Source organism: Mycobacterium sp. URHB0021, assembly GCF_054057895.1.
This window is the reverse complement of record NZ_JBSRZT010000002.1, coordinates 4493516-4518481: the sequence shown is the minus strand read 5'-3', so window position 1 is coordinate 4518481 and position 24966 is coordinate 4493516. Positions and strand designations below refer to the sequence as shown.

General features: G+C 64.2%; 23 protein-coding genes and 3 pseudogenes. 12 read left to right on the top strand and 14 right to left on the bottom strand.

Annotated elements, in window-relative coordinates:
• Position 1 precedes the first annotated feature (1 nt).
• Positions 2-1234, top strand: coding sequence for a CaiB/BaiF CoA transferase family protein (locus ACVWWN_RS24565; RefSeq protein WP_457146173.1), 1233 nt, complete (start codon positions 2-4; stop codon positions 1232-1234).
• 2 nt (positions 1235-1236) lie between these two features.
• Here the strand turns inward: ACVWWN_RS24565 and ACVWWN_RS24560 are convergent, their stop codons facing one another.
• A complete protein-coding gene (locus ACVWWN_RS24560; RefSeq protein ID WP_457146172.1) occupies positions 1237-1491 on the bottom strand; it encodes a hypothetical protein in 255 nt (84 codons plus the stop codon).
• A 143-nt stretch (positions 1492-1634) separates the two neighbouring features.
• Between ACVWWN_RS24560 and ACVWWN_RS24555 the strand changes: the two are divergent.
• The 6 genes and pseudogenes from ACVWWN_RS24555 to ACVWWN_RS24530 all read left to right on the top strand — a co-directional run bounded on the left by ACVWWN_RS24555 (position 1635) and on the right by ACVWWN_RS24530 (position 7561).
• Positions 1635-2676: pseudogene (locus ACVWWN_RS24555) on the top strand (IS3 family transposase).
• Between the two features lie 338 nt (positions 2677-3014).
• Positions 3015-4448 carry an amidase gene (locus ACVWWN_RS24550; protein WP_457146171.1) on the top strand — a complete coding sequence of 478 codons (1434 nt, stop codon included), beginning with the start codon at positions 3015-3017 and terminating at the stop codon, positions 4446-4448.
• 1506 nt (positions 4449-5954) lie between these two features.
• Positions 5955-6065, top strand: a complete 111-nt coding sequence (locus ACVWWN_RS24545) for a hypothetical protein (protein ID WP_457146170.1) — start codon at positions 5955-5957, stop codon at positions 6063-6065.
• Between the two features lie 106 nt (positions 6066-6171).
• Positions 6172-6327: an IS110 family transposase gene (locus ACVWWN_RS24540; RefSeq protein ID WP_457149260.1), complete on the top strand. Its 156-nt coding sequence runs from the start codon at positions 6172-6174 to the stop codon at positions 6325-6327.
• Between the two features lie 119 nt (positions 6328-6446).
• Positions 6447-6593, top strand: coding sequence for a hypothetical protein (locus ACVWWN_RS24535; RefSeq protein WP_457149259.1), 147 nt, complete (start codon positions 6447-6449; stop codon positions 6591-6593).
• Between the two features lie 275 nt (positions 6594-6868).
• Positions 6869-7561, top strand: a complete 693-nt coding sequence (locus ACVWWN_RS24530; RefSeq protein WP_457146169.1) for a GntR family transcriptional regulator — start codon at positions 6869-6871, stop codon at positions 7559-7561.
• A 33-nt stretch (positions 7562-7594) separates the two neighbouring features.
• On the opposite strand, the gene ACVWWN_RS24525 is transcribed toward ACVWWN_RS24530, so the two are convergent.
• The 11 genes from ACVWWN_RS24525 to ACVWWN_RS24475 form a co-directional block, all read right to left on the bottom strand.
• Positions 7595-8371: a substrate-binding periplasmic protein gene (locus ACVWWN_RS24525; protein ID WP_457146168.1), complete on the bottom strand. Its 777-nt coding sequence runs from the start codon at positions 8369-8371 to the stop codon at positions 7595-7597.
• Positions 8372-8562: 191 nt separating this feature from the next.
• Positions 8563-9219 carry an amino acid ABC transporter permease gene (locus ACVWWN_RS24520; protein WP_457146167.1) on the bottom strand — a complete coding sequence of 219 codons (657 nt, stop codon included), beginning with the start codon at positions 9217-9219 and terminating at the stop codon, positions 8563-8565.
• The gene (locus tag ACVWWN_RS24515) at positions 9219-9860 is read right to left on the bottom strand and encodes an amino acid ABC transporter permease (RefSeq protein WP_457146166.1); all 642 of its coding nucleotides are present in this window, start codon (positions 9858-9860) and stop codon (positions 9219-9221) included. The genes ACVWWN_RS24520 and ACVWWN_RS24515 overlap by 1 nt, the downstream gene beginning before the upstream one ends.
• Positions 9861-10631: an amino acid ABC transporter ATP-binding protein gene (locus ACVWWN_RS24510; RefSeq protein ID WP_457146165.1), complete on the bottom strand. Its 771-nt coding sequence runs from the start codon at positions 10629-10631 to the stop codon at positions 9861-9863.
• Between the two features lie 122 nt (positions 10632-10753).
• Positions 10754-11716, bottom strand: a complete 963-nt coding sequence (locus ACVWWN_RS24505; RefSeq protein ID WP_457146164.1) for an ornithine cyclodeaminase family protein — start codon at positions 11714-11716, stop codon at positions 10754-10756.
• 7 nt (positions 11717-11723) lie between these two features.
• Entirely contained in the window at positions 11724-13226 is a 1503-nt protein-coding gene (locus tag ACVWWN_RS24500; RefSeq protein WP_457146163.1) for an aldehyde dehydrogenase family protein, read from the bottom strand.
• A 27-nt stretch (positions 13227-13253) separates the two neighbouring features.
• Positions 13254-14255, bottom strand: coding sequence for a proline racemase family protein (locus ACVWWN_RS24495; RefSeq protein WP_457146162.1), 1002 nt, complete (start codon positions 14253-14255; stop codon positions 13254-13256).
• Between the two features lie 24 nt (positions 14256-14279).
• Complete coding sequence (locus ACVWWN_RS24490; protein WP_457146161.1) at positions 14280-15197, bottom strand: dihydrodipicolinate synthase family protein; 918 nt, start codon at positions 15195-15197, stop codon at positions 14280-14282.
• Complete coding sequence (locus ACVWWN_RS24485) at positions 15194-16651, bottom strand: FAD-dependent oxidoreductase (protein ID WP_457146160.1); 1458 nt, start codon at positions 16649-16651, stop codon at positions 15194-15196. The genes ACVWWN_RS24490 and ACVWWN_RS24485 overlap by 4 nt, the downstream gene beginning before the upstream one ends.
• Positions 16644-16982: a (2Fe-2S)-binding protein gene (locus ACVWWN_RS24480; protein WP_457146159.1), complete on the bottom strand. Its 339-nt coding sequence runs from the start codon at positions 16980-16982 to the stop codon at positions 16644-16646. The genes ACVWWN_RS24485 and ACVWWN_RS24480 overlap by 8 nt, the downstream gene beginning before the upstream one ends.
• A complete protein-coding gene (locus ACVWWN_RS24475) occupies positions 16979-18160 on the bottom strand; it encodes an NAD(P)/FAD-dependent oxidoreductase (protein ID WP_457146158.1) in 1182 nt (393 codons plus the stop codon). Before ACVWWN_RS24475 ends, ACVWWN_RS24480 begins: the two co-directional genes overlap by 4 nt.
• A gap of 43 nt (positions 18161-18203) precedes the next feature.
• Here ACVWWN_RS24475 and ACVWWN_RS24470 point away from each other — a divergent pair, with 43 nt between their 5' ends.
• From ACVWWN_RS24470 to ACVWWN_RS24450, 5 genes and pseudogenes are all read left to right on the top strand, one after another.
• Positions 18204-18395, top strand: coding sequence for a hypothetical protein (locus ACVWWN_RS24470; protein ID WP_457146157.1), 192 nt, complete (start codon positions 18204-18206; stop codon positions 18393-18395).
• 282 nt (positions 18396-18677) lie between these two features.
• Positions 18678-19736: a proline racemase family protein gene (locus ACVWWN_RS24465; RefSeq protein ID WP_457146156.1), complete on the top strand. Its 1059-nt coding sequence runs from the start codon at positions 18678-18680 to the stop codon at positions 19734-19736.
• Positions 19737-20572: 836 nt separating this feature from the next.
• Positions 20573-21421, top strand: a complete 849-nt coding sequence (locus ACVWWN_RS24460; RefSeq protein WP_457146155.1) for a proline iminopeptidase-family hydrolase — start codon at positions 20573-20575, stop codon at positions 21419-21421.
• Positions 21418-22308: pseudogene (locus ACVWWN_RS24455) on the top strand (APC family permease); the annotation flags it as partial. The gene ACVWWN_RS24460 and the pseudogene ACVWWN_RS24455, both read left to right, overlap by 4 nt.
• Positions 22309-22414: 106 nt before the next feature.
• The gene (locus tag ACVWWN_RS24450) at positions 22415-22831 is read left to right on the top strand and encodes an amino acid permease (RefSeq protein ID WP_457149258.1); all 417 of its coding nucleotides are present in this window, start codon (positions 22415-22417) and stop codon (positions 22829-22831) included.
• 587 nt (positions 22832-23418) lie between these two features.
• Here the strand turns inward: ACVWWN_RS24450 and ACVWWN_RS24445 are convergent.
• Both ACVWWN_RS24445 and ACVWWN_RS24440 read right to left on the bottom strand, forming a co-directional pair.
• Positions 23419-24267, bottom strand: a complete 849-nt coding sequence (locus ACVWWN_RS24445) for a Rieske 2Fe-2S domain-containing protein (RefSeq protein ID WP_457146154.1) — start codon at positions 24265-24267, stop codon at positions 23419-23421.
• Between the two features lie 104 nt (positions 24268-24371).
• Positions 24372-24887 (bottom strand): annotated as a pseudogene (locus ACVWWN_RS24440) (leucine zipper domain-containing protein); the annotation flags it as partial.
• Positions 24888-24966 lie beyond the last annotated feature (79 nt).

Sequence of the window (24966 nt, the reverse complement as noted above, 5' to 3'; positions counted from 1 at the left end):
CATGGCAAGCCCGACGGGACCGCTCAACGGAATACGGATCCTCGACTTCACCGAGCGGATGCAAGGCCCCTATGCCACCCAGATGCTCGCCGACATGGGCGCCGACGTAGTGAAGGTCGAGCGGCGCGTGTCGCTGACCGCGGACGGGCGCAGCGACGACCGGTACGGTTCCAACGGCCGGTACGGACAGGACCGCGAGGATTCGACGATCTATGCCGCGGGCTTCCTCGCCAACAACCGGAACAAGCGCAGTATCACCGCTGATCTGAAATCCGCGGTGGGACTGGCCATGATCGAACAGCTGATCCCCAAGTTCGACGTGCTCTACGAGAACTTCCGGCCCGGCGTGATGGATCGACTGGGTCTGAGTTATCAGCGCTGCAAAGAGCTCAACCCGCGCATCATCTATGTGTCGGCCACCGGATACGGCCCGGACGGTCCACACGCCGCCAAGCCCGGTCAGGACGTTTTGATCGAAGCCCGCACCGGGTGGGGTCAGCTCAACAGCGTGGACGGCAGGCCGGTTCCCGTCGCATCCGCGGTGGCCGACACGTTCGGGGCGATGAACGGTGCATTCGGAACCGCCTGCGCGATCGTGCACGCGGTTCGCACCGGTGAAGGCCAGCAGGTGCGCACCAGCTTGTACGAATCCGCCATTGCGGGCATGGCGGAGTGGGGATTTCACTTCCTCAACGCCCCCGCGGGTGAACCCGAGCGGCCGCGAGCGGGGCATGCGAGCCCGTACACTCCGCCGCCCTACGGGTTCTACGCCACCAAGGATGGTTACATCGCGCTGTCGAGCGGGCGCCAGATCGGCATGCTGTCGCGGATCCTCGGCATCGACGACCTCAGCCAGGACGACCGGTTCGCCTCGTACTGGGCGCGTTACGACAACCGCGCTGAGTTCGCGGAAATCGTGGAGGAAGCGCTGGCCGCCAAGACGACGGCCGAGTGGATCGAGCTAATGGAAACCGAAGACATGTTCGTGGCACCGGTCAACACTATGGGTGAGGCGTTTTCGGACCCTGCGGTCGCACACACCGAAATGGTGGTGGAACTCGATACGCCGGCGGGGCCGATGAAGTTCTTCGGCGTGCCCTACAAGCTCGACGCCACCCCGGCCAGCGTGCGCACCCCTCCGCCGTTACATGGCCAACACACCGATGAAGTGTTGCGGGACGCCGGGTTCAGCGACGACGAGATCGCTGAACTTCGTCGGGCCGAGGCGATTTAGTCTCAGGAGGCGTGAAGTGAGAGCATATCGAGTACCACCGTGCCACGTCCCGTGCTTGTCGTGACACCATCTTTGTTCTCGGCCCAGACGTCGACGTGCATGCGCGTAGGTGCGGACGCGGCACCGATGGTTTCGACGTCGCGGATGATCCCGTGCGCGATGAAGCTGACGCCGACAGGGTCCGGTGCGCGGTACTCCGCACGGAGTTCGCTCACCCATCCGCGCAGCCCGACCCGATTGGTGAGGACCTGCGACATCCCAAGAACCGAACCGAGGCGGCCAACCACCGCCACCATAGAGAAAAGAAACGTGTGGTGGTGGCGTGTTCCCGCTGAATGAGTCCAATTGAATCGCCCTGGAAATGCTGGAGGCTCCTGACCTTGGAAACGAGGATGCTGGTATGCCCACGGAATCGTCATCGGGAAGAAGCCAACCAGCCGTCGGTACAGCTCTGAGGAGAAGGTTGCGGCAGTGCGGATGGTGCGAGCGTTGCGCGCCGAACTCGGCACCGATCAGGGGGCGGTGTCGCGGGTAGCTCGTCAGCTCGGCTACGGGGTGGAGTCGGTGCGCTCCTGGGTCCGACAGGCCGATATCGACGACGGGTATTCACCCGGCGTGTCCCACCGCGGAATCCCAGCGCATCAAATATCTGGAGCAGGAGAACCGAGAACCCAAGCGCACCAATGAAATTCTGAAGCGAACGGCGAGTTTCTTCGGGGCGGAGCTGTGCGCCACGACAAGAAATAGTCGACTTCATCGACGCCCACCGGAACGAATTCGGGGTCGAGCCCATCTGCACCGTCCTGCAGTCAGTACTGCGGCCCGGCACCCGGACCTGGTCAAGCGAAAGTTCACCGCGACCGCGCCGAACCAGCTCTGGGTCACGGACCTGACGTTCGTGCCGACCTGGGCTGGGGTGGCGTATGTGTGCTTCATCGTCGATGCGTACTCGCGGATGATCGTGGGGTGGCGGGTTGCCTCCCATATGCGCACCACGATGGTTTTCGATGCGATCGAGATGGCCCGCTGGTCCGCGAGCCAGGTTGCCGGGCTTGACATGTCACTCTGATGCCGGGTCGCAGTTCACCTCGATCCGCTACGGTGAGCGGCTCGCCGAGATCGGTGCCCTCGATCGGCACCATCGGGGACAGTTTCGATAACGCTCTGGCCAAGACGGTCAACGGCTACTTAAAGGCTGAGCTGATCTACGGGCCGGCCCGCAGTGGACCCTGGAAGACCGTCGAGGACGTCGAACTGGCCACCCTGGTTGGGTGTACTGGCACAACACCAGCCGCCTGCGCAGCTACCTCGGTGACCTACCGCCGGCAGAGTTGGAAGCCGCGTTCTACGATGCCCAACGGAGCGACCAACCCCTGGTTAAATCCGATAACACGAGCCTCCGGCAAACCGAGGGCGATTCACGGCCAACGCTTGGGACTTGATGGTGGAATGTTGAAGACCAAGGCCTTCACATTTCGGTTTCGGTGCGCCCGTCGCCGGGTAACCCCACCTGGGCCGTCGCACGCCCACAGCGCCCGCAGATACAGCCGCAATACCCGTCCCGCGGTCGAGGATTTCAACGGCCAGCCTGCTCGCCAGAGCGTTTAGTACCCGCGATAGTCGAAGGAGAATGCTCCATGCGATTCACAGATCCCGGTGCGGCCAACGATTTCGGCGATCATGGTGCGCCCAACACGGAGCCGGCGCGGGAAAACCCCCAGTCTTTCGGCAGCGCGTTGAAGTTGTTTCGGACAGACCTCCCCGTCAAATAGGGTCCGCCGTGCTCGCCGACGATCTCAGATGGCCGGATGCGGTCTCGCTGCGAGTTCTGATCGCCGCCCGTGAAGTAACGCCGGCCGAACTCACGGAAGGCGCTATCACCCGCATCGACGCCGCGAACCCGGCGCTGAACGCCGTCGCCGTGCCGCTACCGGATGTCGCGCGGGGCATCGCCGCCGATTCCACTCTGCCGCGTGGGCCGTTTCACGGTGTGCCGTTCCTACTTAAGGACGCCGGCGCCTGTCTGGCGGGTCTGCCGCTGTATATGGGCAACGGGCTGATGCGATCGCTGGACTGGCGGGCGCCATCCGACACCGTCCTGGGTGGTCGCTTCCGCGCCGCCGGTGTTGTCACCGTCGGCAAGACGACCCTGCCCGAGTTCGGCTGCCAGCCGACCACCCAGCCGGTCGCCTTCGGACCGTGCCGAAATCCGTGGGATACCAACCGCTCCACGGCGGGATCCAGCGGGGGTGCCGCCGCCGCCGTCGCCGCCGGACTGGTGCCGGTCGCGCACGCCAGCGACATCGGCGGCTCCATCCGGTTGCCCGCCGCGTGGTGCGGCGTGGTGGGCTTGAAGCCGTCCCGCGGCCGCACGTCGATCCTGCCGATCACCGACCCCAACCTGGTCGAACACGTGATTACCCGCAGCGTGCGGGACACGGCCGCTTTCCTCGACGCCATCGGCGGCGCCGATCCCAGCGACGTCTACCACCTGCCGCTACCCGATGTGCCGTACGAGACGACGATGTCGCAGCCCCCCGATGCCCTGCGCATTGGCTACGTCGAGTCGGTAGAGGCGCTCGGGGTGACAGTCGCTCAGGAATGTGGTGCCGCGGTCACCGAGGCGGCTCGGCTGCTGGAATCGCTCGGCCACCACGTCGAACCGGGCGGACCGGCGCGGCTCTTCGACGAGGAGTTCGGCACGCACCACTTGCGGTCCGCCGGTTGGGAATTCCAGCACATGCTGGACGGGCTCGCCGCCGCGATCGGACGACCTCTGACACCAGGTGACGTCGAACCGTATTCATGGGCGCTCGCCGGCGTCGGTGCCGGCCTCACCGACGCGGCCTACTCCGCCAGCCAGACCTGGCAACGCGCGTACACCGCTGAGGTGTCGTCATGGTGGTCCGACGACTTCGACCTGCTCCTGACACCCGCCGCCGGCGAGCCACCCGTCGTTCTCGACGAACTACTGCCGCCGCCGGCCGACCCCCTTTCGATCCTGCCGCGGTTCGAGCGCATCTGGTGCTTCGCGGCGCCGTTCAGCGTTACCGGACAGCCGGCGATCAGCCTGCCGATCGGGCAGACCGCGGGTGGGCTGCCCGTCGGCGTGCAGCTCGTCGCGGCGCTCGGGCGCGAGGATCTGCTGCTGCGGGTGGCAGCACAGCTCGAGACGGCCGCGCCATGGCGCGATCGCCACCCGCCGCTATCCTGAGGCGGTTTCTCGCAGAGACCTACCGGGGAGCACCGGGTCACCCAGGCGCCACACGCTGTACCCGCCGGAACCTGGCCGCCATCCGCTCAAAGCTGGGTGACCTCGTCCTGTAGCAGGTCATCCCTCGTAGATGAAGATGGCGTCGAGGCGATAAAACCTGGGCGCGGAGGCGGCTTCGCTGCGGCTACCGCCTGCAATCAGGAGAGTCGTCAATGAGTCCCGACCATGAGAGTACCGTCGCCGCGGTGAAATTCATCGAGCTAGCCGGTCCCCGAAGGGCACCCCGCGTGCACCGATCAGTTGGCCGGCGCCGTGCCAGGTTCCGGGCTGGAATTCATTGCCTCCAGTTCCTTTAGGTCTCGTAGAGGACCCGTTGAACCGCTCGACCATCGCGGTGGCCCGCTGGTTCGGTCGCTTTCCGACACGTGGTCGGCTATCGAGACGATCCGGGCGTCGAAGGCGCACTTGTCTATAGGCAATCCCTCACCGTTGCCGCTGCCCTTCGTCCTGACCTAGGAGTAACAGTCGACTTGGATGTAGTCAACATCAGCGCCTCGTTGTACTTGCGTCTTGAATTGGTCAGAAGTTGCCCGACATCCCTGAGTGCCAAGGACACAGGTAGTTCGCGCCGTCTTTTCGCCCGAGTCGTGGACTGCGAAGACGTAGGGATGGCGCAGTCCGGCGGACAGGTCCGCTTCGCAGATGAACCGTTCTCGAAAAAAGAAGTGGCGCTGGCGTCGAGATGCACGGATATCTCAGGCAAGTCGTCGATCGCCGCGTGGCCCCAGTGTCCCAACAGTGTCCCAAGACGGGTTATAGCCAGCCAGGTCTCGCGGCACAGCTGAGACGCTCAAAACATTCTGACCATTGCGAATGCGACGCTATGGAACACCTGTTGACGCTTTTGAGCTTCCTGGGGGTCAAGTGGTCGCAGGTTCAAATCCTGTCAGCCCGACACGCGAAAACCGGCTCTGACCAGCGTCGGAGTGGGTTTTGTCGTTTCTCGGTCAGGTCGCCGAATCGCCGCGAGCTTGCCAAGAATTTGCCGGGCGTTGGTCAGCGGACGTTCGACCGAATCGCCCTGGACGTCATCTGAAGACCACCGTAACGACACCATGATCGCCCTGGCCGGCCACGCCGGCGGAATGAACCGGCTGCTGTCGGCCGACCTGGGACTGCGGTACGGTTTCCACCCAACTGGAATTCAACTGCTACAGCCCGGATGGACTGGGCCAGATCGCCTCCGTAAGACTGTTGTTGGCCCAGGAGGGCCGGGTATGGCTGAGATCGCCTTGCGCTGTGGTCGTTAACTGGGAATGTCCGCCCGGCTCTCCGGGGCGCCTTGGCTGCTAATTGAGATCTGCGCTCGGTCGCTGCTTACGATGTGTCGGCGGGGTGTCCACGGGCTGTTGTCGTCACTTAGACCAGCGGACGGAGAAGCGTGGACGCGCAACGAGACAAAGCCTGGGTCGGCATCGATGCGGCAAAGCCCATCATTGGGCGTGCGTGGTGGACGCCGAAGGCAAGACCTTGTTGTCGGTCAAAATCGCCAATGATGAAGCTGAGATCGTGGCAATGCTGGGCAAGACAAGCATGCTCGCGGTGCAGCTGATCTAGGGTGTCGACACTATTGGCGCACCGTCGGTGTTGCTGCTGGCGCTGCTGGCTCGAGCCGGTCAATCGGTGCGCTACGCGTCGGGGCGGAAGATCGCGGCTATGAGCGCTGCCTACGTCGGGGGAGGGCAACACCGACGCTAAAGACGCCTGCGTCATTGCCGAGACTGCCCGAGTGCGGCTGGACTTGCCGGTCATCGATGCCGGCGCCGACCTCGTTCGCGACTTGGCGTTGCTGACCGGGCATCGTGAATCTGATTGCTGATCGGGTGCGCATGATAAGCCGGCTGCGGGATCTGCTAAAGGGGTGTTTTCCAGTCTGGAACGGGCTTTCGAGTATTCCGCACATAAAGGAGCGTTGGTCTCGACGCGAGCGAAACACTCATCGACGTCGCTGGAAACGGCCGTTATGTCCGCAACGTCATGTTCGAAGCGGTCGAAAAGATGAAGGCGCGCGTAGCCTCAGGCAGCACCGATGCCGATAGTGATCGATGCCGGCAATCGCACAGCAGCGACGAAGGTCACGGATAAAGGTTGGAAAGCTCTGCTACAGAGACCGTTTGGGCCGTCAATTCAGGTGCCGCCAATGACCATCCCTTCATCGTCTTCGACGATGAATCGTTACCCCAAGAGGTGTGCCAATCGGGGAGGATGGCTAGCCGCCTGCGCGCGGCAACCATCAGCGCGTTACGGGTCGACTCGGACCAGCAGCCGCACCCGCGATCGCTGCTCGGGATGAGATAACGATGGTCTTTCAGTCGTCAGATGTTCGAAGAACCCGAACTGCTTTCTGGCACAATTGTGAGGTGGTTCAGTCCGAGGAATCCGATAAGGCCGGTGGCGCTCTTTCGTTCAGTCGAGTCGGCGCATCGAGCTTTCGTGAAAATGTCACGAAGGAATTGCGTGCCGCGGTTATTTCCGGACGAATGAGCCCTGGAAGAATCTACTCGGCGCCTATGCTGGCGCAGGAGTTCGGTGTTTCCCCCACACCGGTGCGCGAAGCGATGGTCGATCTTGTCAGCGAAGGGCTAGTGGAAACTGTTCGGAATAAGGGCTATCGCGTTACTGAGGTGAGTGATAAGGACCTCGACGATGTCACTGATCTGCGCCTGCTGATCGAACCCGCCGCCAGCCGGCGCGCCGTCGAATCCGCGACCGCCAAGGACGTGGCTCAGCTGCGCGAACTAGCCGAGCGCATCGTCGACGGCAGCCGGCGCGGCGACCTGATCCAGTACGTCAACGCCGATAGCGACTTTCATCTCACGCTGCTGGCGCTTTCTGGCAATGCGCGCATTGTGAGGACGGTGGCCGAGCTGCGTGCCCACACCCGGCTCTACGGCCTTGCCCGGCTTGCGCAGGCGGGCAAGCTGGAATCCTCTGCCGCCGAACACCATGTGTTGGTGGATCTGGTGGCCTCGGGCGACGGCCCCGGTATCGAGACCGCCCTGATCCGCCACATCGGTCATGTGCGGGGGATATGGGCGACGGGCCAGGAGTGAGCCCTGGCCCGCCGCGGGAAGACCTTTGGTTATCTAGCTGGCCGGCACGACGTATTGCTTCTGCGCGACGTCGGCCAATTTCGGTGAGAGTCCGGCGTCGGTAATCAGCTTGGCTACGGTGCCGTCCTGGCGCTGCGACTGGATGCCGTCGCTGAGCGCCTTGCCCAAGGACGTGTTGCCTTTGGTGTACGGAAAAGCGGCCTCCGGCGCTTGCACGATGGCCTGTACGCGTGGGTCCGGGTTCTCGTTGGCCAGGAACACCTGTACGTCCTTGACATCCTTGAACTGCGGGACCAGTACGCCGTAGGCGTCGACGTCGGCATCGAGTCGGCCCGCGTCGAAATCGGCTTTGAGCTCGACGCTGCTGGGATACGTCTTGAGTCTGTCGCCCAGTATTTTCCTGAGGTCCTCAACCCACAGGTAGCCCTCGATTGTGCCCACCGTCCCGATCTTCTCCAGGTCGGAGACGGTCTTGGCGCCGGACTTTGACGCGATACCCATCCCGTCGAGGTAGGTGGAGCTAGAGAAGTCCACCGCTGTCATGCGTTTCTCGGTGGCATCGATGGTGCCCAGCGCCATGTCGATGGTGTTGCTGCTGATCGATTGCACGGCGTCGGCGTAGGTGGCTTGCTGGTAGACCGGCTCCAGGCACTCGTCTTTAGCGATCTTGTTGACGATCGATATGTCGATACCTTCGGGGGTGCCGCTGTTGTAGCTGCTGAACGGCGGGATGTCGATGACTCCGACGGTGAGCTTGCCCGGGCTGATGGTCTGGACGTTGTCGTGTTTGGGTTTGCAGTCGGAGGCCACCGAGGAGCCTTTGTCGCTGCTACACCCGGCGAGCAAAGTCACTACGAAGCCGGCTCCGGCGACAATTGCTGCGTAACTGCTTAACCGAGTCGTGCTCATTATTTCTCCAGTTTGTTGGGATTTTGTTTCGTTCAGCGTCGCCAGCAGATTTGCTCGACAACGCGTCATGGCCCACCTGAATTCGAAGTCGACTAGGCGTATCGTCGCTGAATTCGCCTTTCGAAATAGACGGTGATCCAAGTCGCGGGCATCGATATACAGGCGTAAACAAGTCCGGCGAGAATGAATACCTCGAGATAGTTGAAGGTCCTGCTGCCAATCGAGTAGGAGGTCTTCATTAGTTCTGGGACGGCGATGCCGTAGGCCAGCGACGTCCCCTGAAACATCTGGATGGCCAATCCCATCAGTCCGGGTACCGCCGAGCGCAGTCCCTGCGGCAGGCGCACCCGGTAGAAGATCGGCCACGGATGCAGGCCCAGCGCTTGGGACGCCTCTATCTGGCCGCGCGGCACGGATTGCAGACCAGCACGGAACATTTCACTGGCGTAGGCGGCTGCATTCCAGGTCAGCCCGATGTAGGCGGCGGCGAGACTCTCAAAACTGATCCCGAACTTCGGAAGGCCGTAGTAGATGAGGTAGAGGATCACCAGCGCTGGTGCCCCTCGTCCGATTTCGACCACTGCCAGCCCGACGGCACGGGCCGCCAGGTTCTTCGATGCCGTCATCAGCGACAGGCCCAGGCCGATCGGATAGCCCACCACGATCGACACGGCCGCGATGAGCAGGCTCAGTTTGAGGCCAGACAACATTTCGGGCAGATATTCGGCCCAGTTGTGCAGGAAATCCATCAGTAGATTTCCTCCCGCATGCGCCGGTCGAGCTTGCGCGAGAAGTAGGCCACCGGAATGCTCAGCACGATGTAGATCAATCCGGCCACGATGTACGGGATGATGCCGACGGCCGTTGGATGCTGACGCGCGTAAGACTGGGCCTGAAAGACGATTTCGCCGACGATGATCGTCGACGCGATCGAGGAGTCTTTGAACAATCCCATTAGATAGGTCGCCACCGATGGCGACACGATCCGAATGGCCTGCGGCGCGATCACCCGCCGGAAGGTGACGCTGCGGCTGAGCCCCAGCGCGTTGGCGGCCTCCAACTGACCGACCGGTACCGTCTGCAGACCGCCGCGGTAGATCTCGGCCAGGTAGGCCGCCGAGACCAGGCCCAACCCGATCACACCCGCGGTCAACGGTGCGAACCGGATGCCCTCGCCGGCCAGGCCGAACTTCAGCACGAACAGCCAGACGATGATCGGCACGCCCCGTACGAAATCGACCAGGAGCCTGCTGATGACGCGGACCGCCAAGGTTCCCGATCGCAGCGCCAGGGCCAGTGGTACACCGCCGATGGCTCCGATGACGAAGGCGCCGAAGGTGAGGTACAGGGTCATGGGCACGCCTCGCAGTACCGCTGTCACAGGATCCATTCAGCGCTCCAGCACAGCGCGCAGAAACTGCCTCGTCCGTGCTTCCGTGGGTTCCTTCATGATTTCGCGTGGGTTGCCCCGCCCGATGATGCGGCAGTCGGCCATCACTACCAACGTGTCGGAAACGTCTCGGGCGAACTGCATTTCATGCGTTACCACGATCATCGTCATTCCCTCGGCGGCGAGTTCGCGCATGACGGCAAGGACTTCGAGCCCGATCTCGGGGTCGATCGCCGACGTCGGCTCATCGAACAGCATGATCGACGGGTCCAGTGCCAGTGCCCGGGCGATCGCGATGCGCTGCTGTTGACCGCCCGAGCACCGGGTTGGAAATTGATCGGCTTTTTCCGGCAAGCCGACTCGCTCCAACAGCTGCATCGACCTGTCGTTGGCCTCGTTCTTGGTGCGCTTGAGCACCTTCTGCTGGGGGAAGCTGATGTTGTCGAGCACCGACATGTGCGGAAATAGGTTGAACGACTGGAACACCATCCCGACGGTGCTGCGCAGCGCCGCGAGGTCACGACTGCGAATCTCTTTACCCGGCTCGATGGTGTGGCCTGCCACCCGGATGGTTCCCGAATCGGGTCGTTCGAGCAGATTGATGCAGCGCAAGAAGGTGCTCTTACCAGCGCCCGATGGCCCGATCAGCGCGGTCACCGTGCCCGGTGCGACATGGAGAGACACGTCATCGAGGACGACGTTGTCGCCGAAGCGCTTGGAGATGTGGTCGAGGTCAATGCCGACATTCCCGGCGCGCTCGCCGGCTTCCACCCCGGTAAGCGTCACCAGTCAGCGTCCCGGTTCACAGTGATCCTCCCTTGTGTGCCATGTCACATGGCAGTGTGCCATGCCGGTCGCTGCGTTTAAAGCCTTTGGTTCGACTTTGTGAGGATTTATTCGGGCGCGGCATCCACGACGGCGCTGGCGATGACGAGGTCTTCCCATGACATGCCGACGGAGATGAATACCAGTGGCGCGGTGGATGTCACGCTGTCGAGGTTGCCGCATGCGCGCAGCGCGACGAGTCGTCTGTGATCACACCGACCGGCCGCCACCGCATGGATGACGGCGCCGACCTGACGGGTAGCCATCGCGGGGCTTTCCACCATCACCGTCGACCGGGCGATCAGCTCGTCATCCACTTCGCGGGCGTCCGGTTCGTGGGCACCGACACATACGACTGTCGCGTGCTCGGCGACCAGCCTGCCGTCGAATAGCGGGACATCGGAGCCGGTTGTACAGATGATCAGGTCGGCGCGGGCGACTGCCCGATCGGCTGCAGCCGATCCGATGACGACTGTGGTCGCGTCGACACCGGCCAGCGCCGTTGCACCTCGTGGCGTGCGCACGGCCACCGCCAGCTCATCGAGCGCGCGCGTGCCCTCGATGACGGCCAGTAGTGTGCGAACGTGACTGTGTGCCTGGGTGCCAGCACCGAAAACCACGACTCGCAACGGATTCTCGGCCACCACCAGCCGATCCTTCACCGCGGCCATAGACACTGCCGCGGTGCGTATCGCGGTCAGTTCCGGTCCGTCCAGTAGTGCGGTTGGGGTAGCGGTCAAGGCGTCGAACAGCAGGTAAACCCCCTGAATGCGCGGCCGGCCATGGGCGGGGTTGTCCGGCGCAGAGGTCAGCACCTTCACACCCGCGTAGCGTCCGGAATCCGAGGGCATCAGGAGGAATGCACCGTGGCGAAGTGGTACTGACCAGCGCGGGATGTCGGCGTCCGGGTCCAGCCCGGCCGCCAAGGCGTCGCGAAGTGCCTCGACCGCGCGCGTCGGCGATAGTGCAGCCCGAATGGCGGTGCGATCATAGAACGGCAAGCCTGCCGGCTGGTCGGCTGCGGCGACCATGGTGTCCTCAGTACCGTCCGGACAGCGAACCCCACTGCGCCGACAGCCCTTTGATGCTGCGCCGCTGCGGAATCTGCCACGGATTGTCGTCGCGCAGTGGCGGCGGCAGCAGTGACTCCGGTGCATTCTGGTAGGCCACCGCGCGCAGAAACCGGCCGATCGCGGCCGTTCCGACCGACGTCGAGTCGACGGTGGTCGCCGGATACGGGCCGCCATGTTGCATTGCGGCGGTGACAGATACCCCCGTGGGCCAGCCGCCAAACAGCACCCGGCCCGAGAGCTGTACCAGGGCACGGACCAGAGCGGCCAGTTCGGGACTGTCCTCACCGTCGGCGCTGTGTACGGTGGCGGTGAGGTTCCCCGGAAACAGCCGCCGGGCCAGCTCCGGCAGTGCCGCGGCGTCGTCGTATTCCACGATAACCGATAAGGGCCCGAACGCCTCGTCCAGCAGCTCGCCGCCGGCGCTCACCAGTGCCTCGATCGACGTCGCGACGAATGCCGGTGTAGCCCAGCCGAACCCGTCGTCATCAACACGCACGTCGCCGGACACGAGGGTGGTCACGTCGGGGCGGGACATGACAGCGTCGCGGCGCCGCAGGTATCCGGTCGTGATGCCGGGTGTCAGTTCCCGGTGTTCGCCCACTTCGGCGGCGGCGTCGACGATGTGATCGGCTACCAACGTATGTGAAGGGACGAACAAGAATCCCGGTTTGGTGCACAGCTGACCACACGATCCAGTGACACTGGCGACGTAACCCTCGGCGATCTGAGCCGCATTCTTTCGCAGCGCGGCTTCGGTGACGAAAACCGGGTTCACGCTGCCGAGTTCGCCGAAGAAGGGAATCGGATTTGTGCGGCCCGCGGCGATTTCCGCCAACGCCCGCCCTGTGGCGGTCGATCCGGTGAATGCGGCGGCGCGCACGCGCTGATCCCGCAGCGCGGTGATGCCGTCGTCGCGGGTCTCGATCAGGTTGAACGCGCCGGGCAAACCCGCGGCGGTCAAGGCGTTATCGACAATCTCAGCCGTTGCCCGGGACAGCCGGGGATGGCCTTCGTGCGCCTTGAGCACAACCGGGTTGGCCGCGGCCAGCGCAGCGGCCGTGTCACCGCCGGCTACCGAGAACGCAAACGGAAAGTTTGACGCGGCGAAGATCAGGACCGGGCCGATCGGCACATTGACGCGCCGCACATCGGGCCGAGGTCCGATGACATAGTCCGGGTCTGCTTCGTCGATGCGCGCATCCAGGTATGCGCCTTCCGCAATGACTTCGGCAAACAGCCGCAGTTGCGATGTGGTGCGGCGTATTTCGCCACGCAGCCGGCCTTCGGCCAGGCCCGTCTCGGCGATGGCCAGCGGAATCAGCTCGTCGGCGGCGTCGTCGAGGCGGCCTGCGACCGCTACTAGAGCGCGGGCGCGGTCGCGCGGGTCGCTGTCGGCCAGTGGCGCTGCGGCGGCCTCGGCGCGATCGAGGAGGGCGGACAGCTCGACAGGGGTAACGGTGTCAGTCACCGGTGAGGCCTCCGTAACAAGTGATAGTCAGAATTCGAATCCGGCCGGGAAGGGATCGTCGGGGTCGAGCATGTACTGCGCGGTGCCAGTGATCCAGGCCCGTCCGGTGATCGTCGGCTGCACCGCGTCGAACCCGCCAACAGTGGTGGTTCCCACGAGCCGACCGATGAACTGCGATCCGATGAATGACTCGTTGACGAAATCCCGGTGCAGGGGCAGTTGTCCGCGACTGTGTAACTCTGCCATTCGCGCGCACGTGCCGGTGCCGCACGGTGAGCGATCGAACCACCCCGGATGAATGGCCATGGCGTGCCGCGACAGTTCGGCGGTGGAACCCGGCGCGATGAACTCCACGTGGTGGACGTGATCGACGCCCGCGATGGTGGGGTGTTTGGGCGGGGCGGTGGTGTTGATCGCGTCCATGATCGCCAGCCCGGCGGTGATGATGTCATGGCCGCGGGAGCGGTCGAACGGGAGGCCCACGTCGTCGAGGTTGACCATCGCGTAAAAGTTGCCGCCGAAGGCCACCGAGTAGGGCACATCACCGAACCCCTCGACGGCGACGCTGGCGTCAAGGCGCTCGGTGAAGCTTGGTACGTTGGCCAGTGTGACCGACACCGCGCGGCCCTGCTTGACTTCCACCTCGGCGACGACGACGCCGGCGGGTGTGTCAAGCCGGATAACGGTGCGCGGTTCGGTTACCGGCACCATTCCGGTCTCGACCAGAACCGTTGCTACACCCATTGTTCCGTGGCCGCACATCGGCAGGCACCCGCTGGCCTCGATGTAGACCACGCCGAAGTCACAATCCGGGCGCTCAGGCGGTTGCAGGATCGCGCCGGACATCGACGCGTGGCCGCGCGGTTCGTTCATAAGCAGCCGTCGGATGTGATCGAGGTGGGCGATGAAGTGCAGCCGTTTGTCGTTCATTGTCGCGCCTGGAATGACACCGACCCCCCCGGTGATCACCCGGGTCGGCATCCCCTCGGTGTGCGAGTCGACGGCGTGCAGCACGAGCGATGATCGCATGAGCGGTCCTCCTGTCGCGCTGGGTCAGCGGGCGGCCAGTCCTGCCAGGGCGCGTTCAGTGTCCGCGGTGACCTGGGCGCGTTGCTGCGGCGTCAGCGGCGTGCGCGGTGGCCGGGTCGGACCACCGTAGCTGTTGCCGCAAATGTCCATCGACAATTTGATCGCCTGGACGAACTCGGTGCGCGAATCCCAGCGGAACACGGCGACCAGTTGCTCATAGAGTGACCGGGCCTCCTGCCACTTGCCGGACACGCACAGCTCGTACAGTTCGACGGCTTCCCTGGGAAAGGCGTTGGGATAGCCGGCAAACCACCCCACGGCGCCGTCGACCAGCATCTCGAACAGTACGTCGTCGGCGCCGGCGATGACATCGATGTCACAGCGCTCCTTGATATCGAAGACCCGACGCACGTCACCCGAGAATTCTTTGACAGCAACAACTTCCGGGATCTCGGCGAGCCGCGCGATCAGTGGTGGGGTGAGGTCGACTTTGGTGTCCAACGGGTTGTTGTAGGCCATGATCGGCAGCCCCACCTCGGCAACGTGGCGGAAGTGTTCGACAATTCCGTCGTGGGTCGACCGGTACAGAATCGGGGGGAGCAGCAGCACGCCGTCGGCGCCGTCCTGTTTGGCGTACTCGGCCCACATCTGCGATTGATGCCAGCCGACGCCGTGTACGCCGGCGACCACCAGACCGCGGCCGGCGACCGCGTCGACGGCGACCTGGGTCACCCTGCGGCGTTCCTCGTCGGTCAGCGAGGAGTACTCGCCGAGCGAACCATTCGGCCCGACGCCGCGGCATCCGTTGCTCATCAGGAAATCGACGTGTTCGCCGAACTTGTCGTAGTCGACGGCCAGACCAGCGGGTGCCGAGGCGTCCGATTTGAACGCCAGTGTAGTGGCGACGATAACGCCACCCAGATCCATTGTCGTGTCCCTCATACGGTTTTCCTTTCCGGGGCGGATGGTGATGGCGGATCGTCGACGAACTCTGCGGGCCGGGATAGTTCCCCGAGTCGAATGGGCGCAGCGATCGGTCTGCGATCGGTGCTGGCACTGTCGGCGAAGCCGGCACCCTCGGTGCTGCGGGACAGGATGTGTTCGACCGAGCGGCCGCAAATCCGCCCCTGACACAGCCCCAGCCCGGCCCTGGTGGTCAGCTTCAGGGAGCGCAGTCCGACCGACTCGGTGGCATGGCGGACCCGATCCAGGGTGCCGTAATCGACTTCCTCGCAACGGCAAATCACAGTCGACGGGTCAAGCCAGTCGGTCCACGCGGAGCCGATTCGATGTGCGTTGGCGATACGGCGGGCGAATCTCGTCGACACTGCGCGGGCACGCCGCGCGTTCATCAGCGCCGCATCGGTGGCTGTCCCTCCAGCGGCCACCCAGCCGGCGATTTCACCTTCGGCTAGCGCCAGATCCACGCCGCCGATTCCGGTGATCTCCCCGGCGGCCAACACCGAAGGGGCGCTGGTCCGCTGGGAGCTGTCCACGATGACAAAGCGGTCGCCGGTCAGGTCGCAGCCCGCCGCAATGGCCAGCTCCAGCCGGGGGCTGAAGCCGTGCCCCAGGCAGACCGCGTCGCAGTCTACCGTTCGCCTCGTCCCGACAGGCCGCCACTGGTCGTCGAGTCTGGCCACCGTGGCCGAGGTGACATGGTCGGTGCCATTGATCGCCACCACACCCCATCCCGGGTGGTACGGAATCCGGCCGCGCAGATGGGTGCCGACGTACCCGGTGAACTCGGCCAATTTGGCTAATGCAGAAGATAATTCCCATGGCCGGCTCAGCCAGTGGCGGCCCAGTCTGCCGAATCCCGACGCCTCGTACACACCGACCACCTTGGCCCCGGTCAGATGCATCGAGGCGGCCACCGGGAACAGGAAGGGGCCCGCTCCGGCGATCAACACCCGCTCACCGATCATCACGCGTTCGCCTTTGGCCAAGGCTTGAGCGGCGCCCGCAGTAACCACACCCGGTAGCGTCCAGCCCGGGACGGGTAGTGCGCGGTCGTAGGCACCGGTGGCCAGGATCAACGTCCGGGCAAGGATCGACTGCCTGCGACGACCGGCTCCGTCGACCTCGCCGCACACGGTGTGGACGCGCACGGCGTTGTCGGGGCGTTCGATCGCCCAGACGTGCGCCCCCAAGTCGACTGTCACACCGGCATCGGTCTCGATGGCCGACCGAAACTGTTGGTAGCGCTGCCATTGGTGGTGCAGTCGCGGTTCCTCACTGGCCGGCCGGTCAACGGGGAGGTGCCGCCAGTATTGGCCTCCCGATTGGTCAGAGGACTCCAGAATCCGGACCCTTGCCCCCATCCGGCGCGCGGACACTGCCGCGGCGAGTCCCGCCGGACCGGCCCCGATGATCACTACGTCGGCCTCATTCATGGTGACGATCCTGCGACGGAAGTGGTGGCGCGATGTGTTGGCGTTCAATATGTTCGCCACCTCGGACGCGTCGCAGGCAGGCGCGAACGTCGGCAAGTCCGTCGACGGTGACCACGCACTCGAAGCAGACGCCGATACCGCAGAACACTCCCCGCGGTGCCTGAAGATCACCCGTAGTACGCCACGCGATCTCATTGTTGGCGAGCAGAATCCCGGCGATCGACTGACCGCGAACGCCGCGGTAAGCGCGGCCCTCGAACTCGATCTCGACCTCGCTGGTCGGCAGTGGCCGGATCGGGTCGTGTGCCGGTGGGATGCCGCGCGCGCTCATGCCGCATCCCGAAGGTGTGGCGCCAGGCTCGCGCGGCTCAGTGCGAACGGTGCGGGTTCGATGGGCGGAACTGTCTGAGTGATCTGCGCTAGAAGGATGTCGGCGGACACCACCGACAGGCCGATGCCGGCGCCCTCGTGTCCGGTGACGTGGTAGAGCCCCGACATCCGATGGTCCGGTCCGATTACCGGAAGGTGGTCAGGCATATACGGCCGAAACCCGCCGTAGGTGCGCAGCACCTGGGCGTTTTCGAGGAAGGGGAAGAGCCGCACGGCTTTGGCCGCGATTTCAGCGACCACGCGCACCTGAAGGCGGTCGTCGAAGCCCACCCTTTGTCGTGATGAGCCGATGAGAACCGTTCCCGCGGCGGTGGATTCAATCACTGTGGACGTCTCCAGGTCAGTGTCGGACGACTGGGTGGCACTCACGTAGTCGGCGTCGTAGACCTTATGGAATACCCGGTGTGGCATGCGCGGGGTGACCAGGACCCTCCCGTACCGGGGCAACACCGGGACTGGGGCGCCCAGCACCGCGGCGACCTCTCCGGCCCACGGGCCGGCGGCATTGACCACAGCGTCCGCATACAGGGCACCACGGTCGGTCCGCAGGCCGACCAGGCGGCTGCCGGCGCCGTCGCGCAGCGCTCCAATGACCCGCTCGCCGGTGCGCACCGACGCTCCGGCCCTTCGGGCCGATGCCAGCAGCGCCTCGACTGCCGCGGTCGGTTGCAGCTGGGCATCCCCCGGGTAGTGCACCGCGGCGGAGATATCGGGGTTCAGATGTGGCTCGAGTCGAAGTGCCTCACCCGGCGTCACGGTGTGCGCCTCCACTCCCTGCCGACGCTGGTTCTCCACGAAAGACTCCAGCGCGTCCGCGTCGGCGTCAGTGCAAGCGACGACGACACCGCCCTTGGGCTCATACTCGATCGATGGAAACCCGTCACCAAGTTCGTCATTCAGTTCCGATACGATGCGCGGCCATCGGGTCATTGCCAGCAACGCAAGATCCAGCTCCGGCCCCGGCGGCTTGTCGGACACCAGGAGGTTGCCTTCGCCGCAGGACGATGTACCCCCGGCGACGGCACCTCGATCGACGACCGCGACGTCGAATCCAGTTCTAGCCAGCACGCGTGCGCAGGCTGCGCCGACAATGCCGGCACCGACAACGACAATGTGCACGGGCGTGACCCTTCCGCTTAGTGCAATGTCACATTGTAGTCACATGGACTGGTTTGAAGGCAACAGCAGGAACCACGCAGCAGCAGTGATGAGTTCGGCACCGCGTGATGGCTTGCTGTCGGCAGTGCTCGAGCATGGCCGCATCGTCGAAGACGGCGCACGCGACAATCTCATCTGCCGCACCGACGATCGGTCGCCACACTGCGCGCCGCGCCGGGTGAAATCGCCGGCCTGATTCGGTCGCATCTGCTTCTCGGCCCATTGCTCACCGCTGTACTTGTGCGATAGTTCGTCGATCAGCGCGCCGGCGTTCTGGTGCGCCAACCGCGCTCGGCGCGGGATACGTTGATGGGCAGACCGGAGGAGCTGTGACCGGAAGGCACACCATCGACGCTGTCGACGCGCACGGCCCCGGAGAAACCCGGCCTATGCGCTGTCTTCCCGGCTCAGTGATCGATGAACGACGAAATATTGAGGTGCACAGGATAGTAAGCAAGCTGTTGAAGGGAGCATTTCGATGCGGTTGAACAATCTTGTCGACGTCGTTGGGTGCCACGCGGAAGGGGAGGTCGGCGACGTAGTGGTGGGTGGGGTCGGCGACGTGCCCGGCGAAACCATGTTCGACAAGCGGAACTACCTGCAGAGCCATCGGGATGACCTGCGGCTTCGCTTGCTGCGGGAGCCGCGCGGCAACGTCATCCGCAGTGTCAACGTTGTTTTGCCGTCCAACAATCCGAAGGCTGTGATGGGCTATGTGATCATGGAATCCACGGAGTATCCGGCGATGTCGGGCAGCAACACAATCTGCGTCGCTACGGTGCTGCTCGAAACCGGGATGATCCCCATGGAGGAGCCCGTCACTCGATTCACCCTCGAAGCTCCGGCGGGGCTTATCGATGTGGAGTGCCAATGCCGCGACGGCAAGGTGACCAGTGTCCGCTTTGTCAATCAGCCGGCTTTCGTGTACCAACTCGGCGCGACGATCGACGTCCCCGGCATCGGTGCACTGGAGGTCGACATCGCTTGGGGTGGAATGTGTTATGTGATCGTCGACGCGGTCAGTGCCGGATTCAGGCTGGATCCCGCCGAAGGGCGCGAGTTACGGATGATGGGAGAGCGGATCAAGGCCGCTGCCATCGAGCAACTGCCCCCTGCAGTGCATCCCGTGCATTCCGAATATCCCGGGATCACCAACCTGTCGTTCACCACCCCCGCGGAACGCGTTGACGGTGTACTGAGGGCACGCAATGCCGTTGTCGTATCGCCCGGTCGCATCGACCGAAGCCCTTGTGGCACCGGAACGTCGGCACGCCTTGCCGTGATGCACGCCCGCGGCCAGATCGGAGTGGGCGAGCGCTTCATCCACGAGTCGATCGTGGGAACGACCTTCGACGCGGTGGTAGAGAGCACGATCAAGCAAGGCTCGGTCGATGCGATCATCCCGAGTATCGCAGGGCAGGGCTGGATCACCCAGCTAATCAAGGTCGGCTTCGATCCCACCGACCCATTCCCCGCCGGATATACGCTGTCGGATACTTGGCTCGAGCCGATGTATTCCTACGAGACGAGTACCTGATCGAAGGGGATGCCGCAGCGGAAAGACAACCGGCTGGCGCCATCGCGCTCAACCGGCCGGCAGGTCCCGCTTGCCGTTGACGTCGGGTACCTGTGAAGCCAGCACGAGACGCGCAGGGCCGAGCCTAGCGGAGCCGGGCGAGTTGGGCGGCGATGATGTCGAGTTCTTCGCACAGTAGCAGGTGCAATTGGTTATGCGTCAGAGAGTAATGGTCGGTTGTGGGTTCGATGGCGGTACACAATCCGGAGGATCAGCTGGCAGATTTGCCTACTCGAGGTCGGTGGCCTCCATCAGTGGCCGCCTCCAGGCGGCCGGCCGGATCGCATTAGCGCCGGGGAGAAGACCCCAGACCTCTTAGATTGGTTTTGCCGCCGAACAACGCGGCGAACGCTGACAAGCCGACTTCGACCACTGGTGACTGGCCGACAACACTCAAGTGGAGTTCTGTGCTGGCTTGACGACCACTTGCGCTATGCACTGTCGATCATCACCCAACGGAGGGTCATGCGGCATCACGAGCGCGACGGCTTGACGCTCGGAGCAGCCCACCACCCTGCCCCGCACCGGGGTGGAGTGGGGCGGCGGTATCTTGTGATCGTTTCCATACTTAGACCACACGTTGTGGGGACGGCAGGGACGGGAAGCTGGCCGTCGAACACTCCGAAGGGAGTTGGCGTAGTTTCGGCGTGGTTGATTCCAACCACCAGCCCTCCAATCACGAGTGCGAGATGGAACCTCACAACACCCTTACAGCTGCAAGCGCCACCAACACTCGCAACCGCCGAGTTGCAAGGGGAGCGATCCCCTTTCGTCAGGAGTTGCTCACCTGGTACTAGGTGACGAAGCCGGCCCGCGGCGCTGACCGTGCACCGCTGGTCATCTTGCATGGCGGCCCAGGCATCGCGCACAACTACACCAAGCCGATGGCCGACCTCGCCGACACCGGGCGTGCAGTCATCCACTACGACCAACTCGGTTGCGGCCTCAGCACGCACCTTCCAGATGCACCAACCGACTTCTGGAGTGTAGAGCTCTTCGTTGAAGAGCTCCGCAACCTCGTCGTGGCCCTGGAACTGACGGATGGCTTCCACCTCCTGGGCCAGTCGTGGGGAGGCATGCTAGCGCCGGAGTACGTCCTGACTCATCCCGACGGCGTGTTGTCGATGACCCTTGCGAGTTCTCCGGCGTCCGTGGACCTGTGGCTGCAGTCCACCGACTCGCTGCGGACCCGGCTTCCCACCGACCTACAGCAGACCTTGACCGCGCATGAAACGGCTGGAACGACCGACAGTGCCGAGTACCTGGCCGCGGTCGGAGAGTTCTACAACCGATTCCTCTGTCGTATTCAACCCTGGCCCGACTGCCTCAACGAATCGTTCACGCAACTGGAGGCTGATCCGACCGTCTATCAAAAGATGTTCGGCCCTAGCGAATTCCACTGCCCCGGGACACTGAGGGATTGGATGGTCGCCGATCGGCTGCCCACCATTGCAGTCCCGACGCTCGTACTCGCCGGTGAACACGACGAAGCGCAACGGGTCGCGTGGGAGCCGTTCGTGACGAACATTCCCGGCGCCCGCGCGCACGTCTTCCCCGGGGCCGCCCACACCGCCCATCTAGAAGTGCCCGAAGAGTTCAACCGCATCGTCGGCGAATTCCTTGACAAAAGCGAGCGAACGCGATGAGTGAGCGCGTGCAGAGCACCCCGAACGATGCTGCCGGGTCAGACGCGCAGCCGAAACTCGAGACTTTCGGGTACAGGCAGCAATTGCAGCGTTCCATGTCCCTGACCGACGTTGTCGTGTTCGGGATCATCTACATGGTGCCGCTCGCGCCGCTACCGGTGTTCGGCATCGTGTTCAACTTCTCCCACGGCATGGCCGCCCTGGTCTATCTAGTGGCGGCGGTCGCCATGGTCTTCAGCGCTCTGTCTTACCGGGAGATGGCGCGCCGGTATCCGGTAGCGGGGTCGGTGTACTCCTACGTACGACTCGGCCTGAGCAACTTCGTTGGATTCATGGCCGGCTGGGCCATCCTGCTCGACTATTTGCTCCTGCCGGCCCTACTGTCGGTCTTCGCGGCGGCGGCGATGGTGTCGATCTTCCCGGCCACCTACGCCTGGATGTGGATCATCCTCTTCGTGGTCATCGCCGCCGCCATCAATCTGCTCGGGATCAACATGACCTCGGCGATGAACAAGCTGTTCCTGGCCATACAACTCATCGTGCTCGCTATTTTCATCGTCGGCGCGCTGGTTGCGCTGGCCCGCGGCACCGTCGCGTTGTCCTTGACGCCGCTGTACAACGGCGACGGCTTTTCCTGGGGCATCGTCTTCGGCGCCATTCCGATTGCAGCGCTGAGCTTCATCGGGTTCGACGCCATCTCGACACTCAACGAAGAAGCCCGGGGTGGCGGTGAAACAGTGTCGCGGGCAACCATGATCGTCCTGGTCGCGGTCACCTTCCTGTTCGTCGTACAGGTTTATCTGGCCGCCATCTTCGTGCCGGCTGCCACCACCTTCGCCGACGGGGACGAGACCAACAACGCGTTCTATCACATCGCCGGAGATGTGGTCGGGCATTGGTTCGAAGTCGTGGTGACATTGACATCGGCGCTCATCGCCATCTTCGCGGAATTCCATTGCTTCGCAATCAACCTCATCGCGGCTCGTCTTCAGCATGGCTCGGGACCGCTGCCTGCCCCACTTCCTGGCAAAGGTGAGTTCGAGGAAGGTCCCCGCGAACGCCTTGATACTCATCGCGTGCCTGTCACTGGTGATCGGCATCGTCGGCAGCGAACAGCAGGGCATCCTGACAACCTTGGTCACCTTCGGCGCGTTGACGGCCTATATTCTCCTGCATATCGCTGTGATCGGGAGCCTCGGCATTCGGCAGCGCTCGAGGAACATCTTCCTGCATTGGATCTCACCGTTGATCGGTACGGCAGTCCTCGGCTATGCCCTGTGGAGCGCCGACATCCACGCCAAGGTCGTGGGCTGTTGTTGGATGGCGATCGGGATCATTCTCGCCGTGTTCTTTCAGCTCCGCCATCCGGACCGCGTGCCCCAGGCCGATGAGGCGGACAGCCTGACGTAGGAATCGTCGGCGAACGCCGACGCCCGTACGGCTTCGGCAAGGTCGGAATAGTGCCTAGTGACAAAATCCCCTCGATGAATCGCCTTGGCCTGTCGCCGGCCGGTTTGCCTTCCTTGGCCACCAGGCGGCCGCGCGACGGTGTCGACCGGCGCTGGCCCGATGACCGTGTGGGCGACTCCTGGCCGAGCACGTAGCCGGACCCGTGGTGCGCCAGCTGTCAGCAGATCAGCTTGGCTGCGCTGCAACGCCAGACCGCGGCGCAACGTCCAGCCGAACAGATCCGCGAGGTAGTGCGCTCGAGCGCTCCCTACTCAACCAACACGTGGGTGAGCGTCGACGGGCGGCGGGCCCGGTGGGTTGCGGCGTTGGTGGCGTGGAAAGCGGGTCATTTATCCTGCCACAGGCGCGGCGTAAGTCTCTGCATCATGCATTAGGCATCAGGATGATGGCGCTTCTGAATGGTCCGGACCGGACAAAGCATCGTCAGCCCGGACTGCTCCAATCGCCGCGCCTAACGCCCATCGCGGGACTCACCGCCGAGGGCCCCTCCCTTATCGATCTCCCTATCTCTACCAGGCTGAAACGGTTCAACCGCGGGTTGATCGGCGCACCTCGATGCGGCCGTCGGTGGTGCGCGTGTCGAAGCCCGGCTGGCTCGTGACGGCCGGGCCGCGCAGGAGTGTGCCGTCGCGGACGTCGAATTGCGAACCGTGACACGAGCAGGTGATCACGTGGCCCTGCAGTTCGCCCTCGCTGAGCAGACAGCCCCGATGCCCGCAGCGGTCGTGAATCGCGTAAATGTCATTGCCGTTGCGCACGAGCAGAACCGGCGTGTCTGCGGCGGCACCGGAGTGCGGTTTGCCGACGGCGAGTTCAGCGTCGTTCAGCACGGGCGTCCACTTGTCGGGGCCGGCGTCGAACACCGTCTGGTTGACTCCGACGCCGCGGACATACGACATATGGCCGCCGAGGTAGCCGCTGCCGCCGAGGAGCCCAGCGCCGGTCAGCGCGAGGAAGACCCCACGGCCCCGTCGGCCACGCCAGCGGGCGGCAAGCGAGGCGGTATAGAGCAACAGGGCAGAGAGATTCGCGCCGGCATGGATTAGACCGACGCGCCGCACGCCTTCGTCGGACAGTTCGGTGTCTGCCCAGTCGCTGATTCCGGTGAGCGCGGTAGGGGTGGCCGCGGCGATGCCGACGGCAATGAGTCGTCGGGCCGCCCGCTCCCCGCTGCGCGGCGCGAGGAAATCGAGCACTGAGGCCGCCAGGAACGGGCCGATGACCAGGTCGGTGAGCGGTGGATGCACCGGATGGCCCAGCCATGTCCCGCTGATCGCGTCTTTGACCGCACCGGCCGAAAGCAGTGCGCGCACCTTCTTGGCGATCGCCTGTGCGGGCTCGTCGAGCTTCTTGGCGCGCTCGAAAGTGTTGACCAACGGTCGAGCAGGGGTGGAAGCAGGCAAAGCGGACCCCTTTCGTAGAAACTCCGCTGCTCATGAATACCCGCCAATCCGGGACTTACGCCCCCCGTTGTGACGTCGGAGCTCCTATCGGCCCAGGCGTTGCGTTTACCGGCGGCGCGGCCCAGCATCCGCCAGCCCCCGCCGGCGGGAATCTTGCCGAGTTTCTTCACATCGACGTGGACCAGGTCCCCGCAGCGGGCGGCCTCCATGCGTCGGATCACCCGCCCGGTCGGACGGTCCAGCCAACGCAATTTGGCCAGCCGGTACCGGGTCAGCACCCGATGCACCGTCGAGGGATGCAGTCCCAGCAGATAGCCGATGCGGGCAGGTCCCCACCGGCGGATAACCCGCACCTTGATGATTCGTCGCTCGGTGCGTGTCGGGGTCTGGTTGGGGCTGCGATGTGGGCGCGATGACCGATCAACCATCCCGGCCCGGCCCTGGGCACGGTAGCGGCGCGCCCAGCGGGCCGCGGTAGTCGCGGACACCTGAAACCGTTCCGCAGCTCGGCGCAACGGCCAGCCGTCCTCCACGACACAACGAGCCAGACGCAGCCGACCAGTTTCCGACAATGGGGCATTACGGTGGGACACGAAGACCTCCGGTGAATGAGTGCGTTCCTAAGCAGCTCGCACTTCACTCGGAGGTCTTCGTCTTGTCACCCCGCCACGC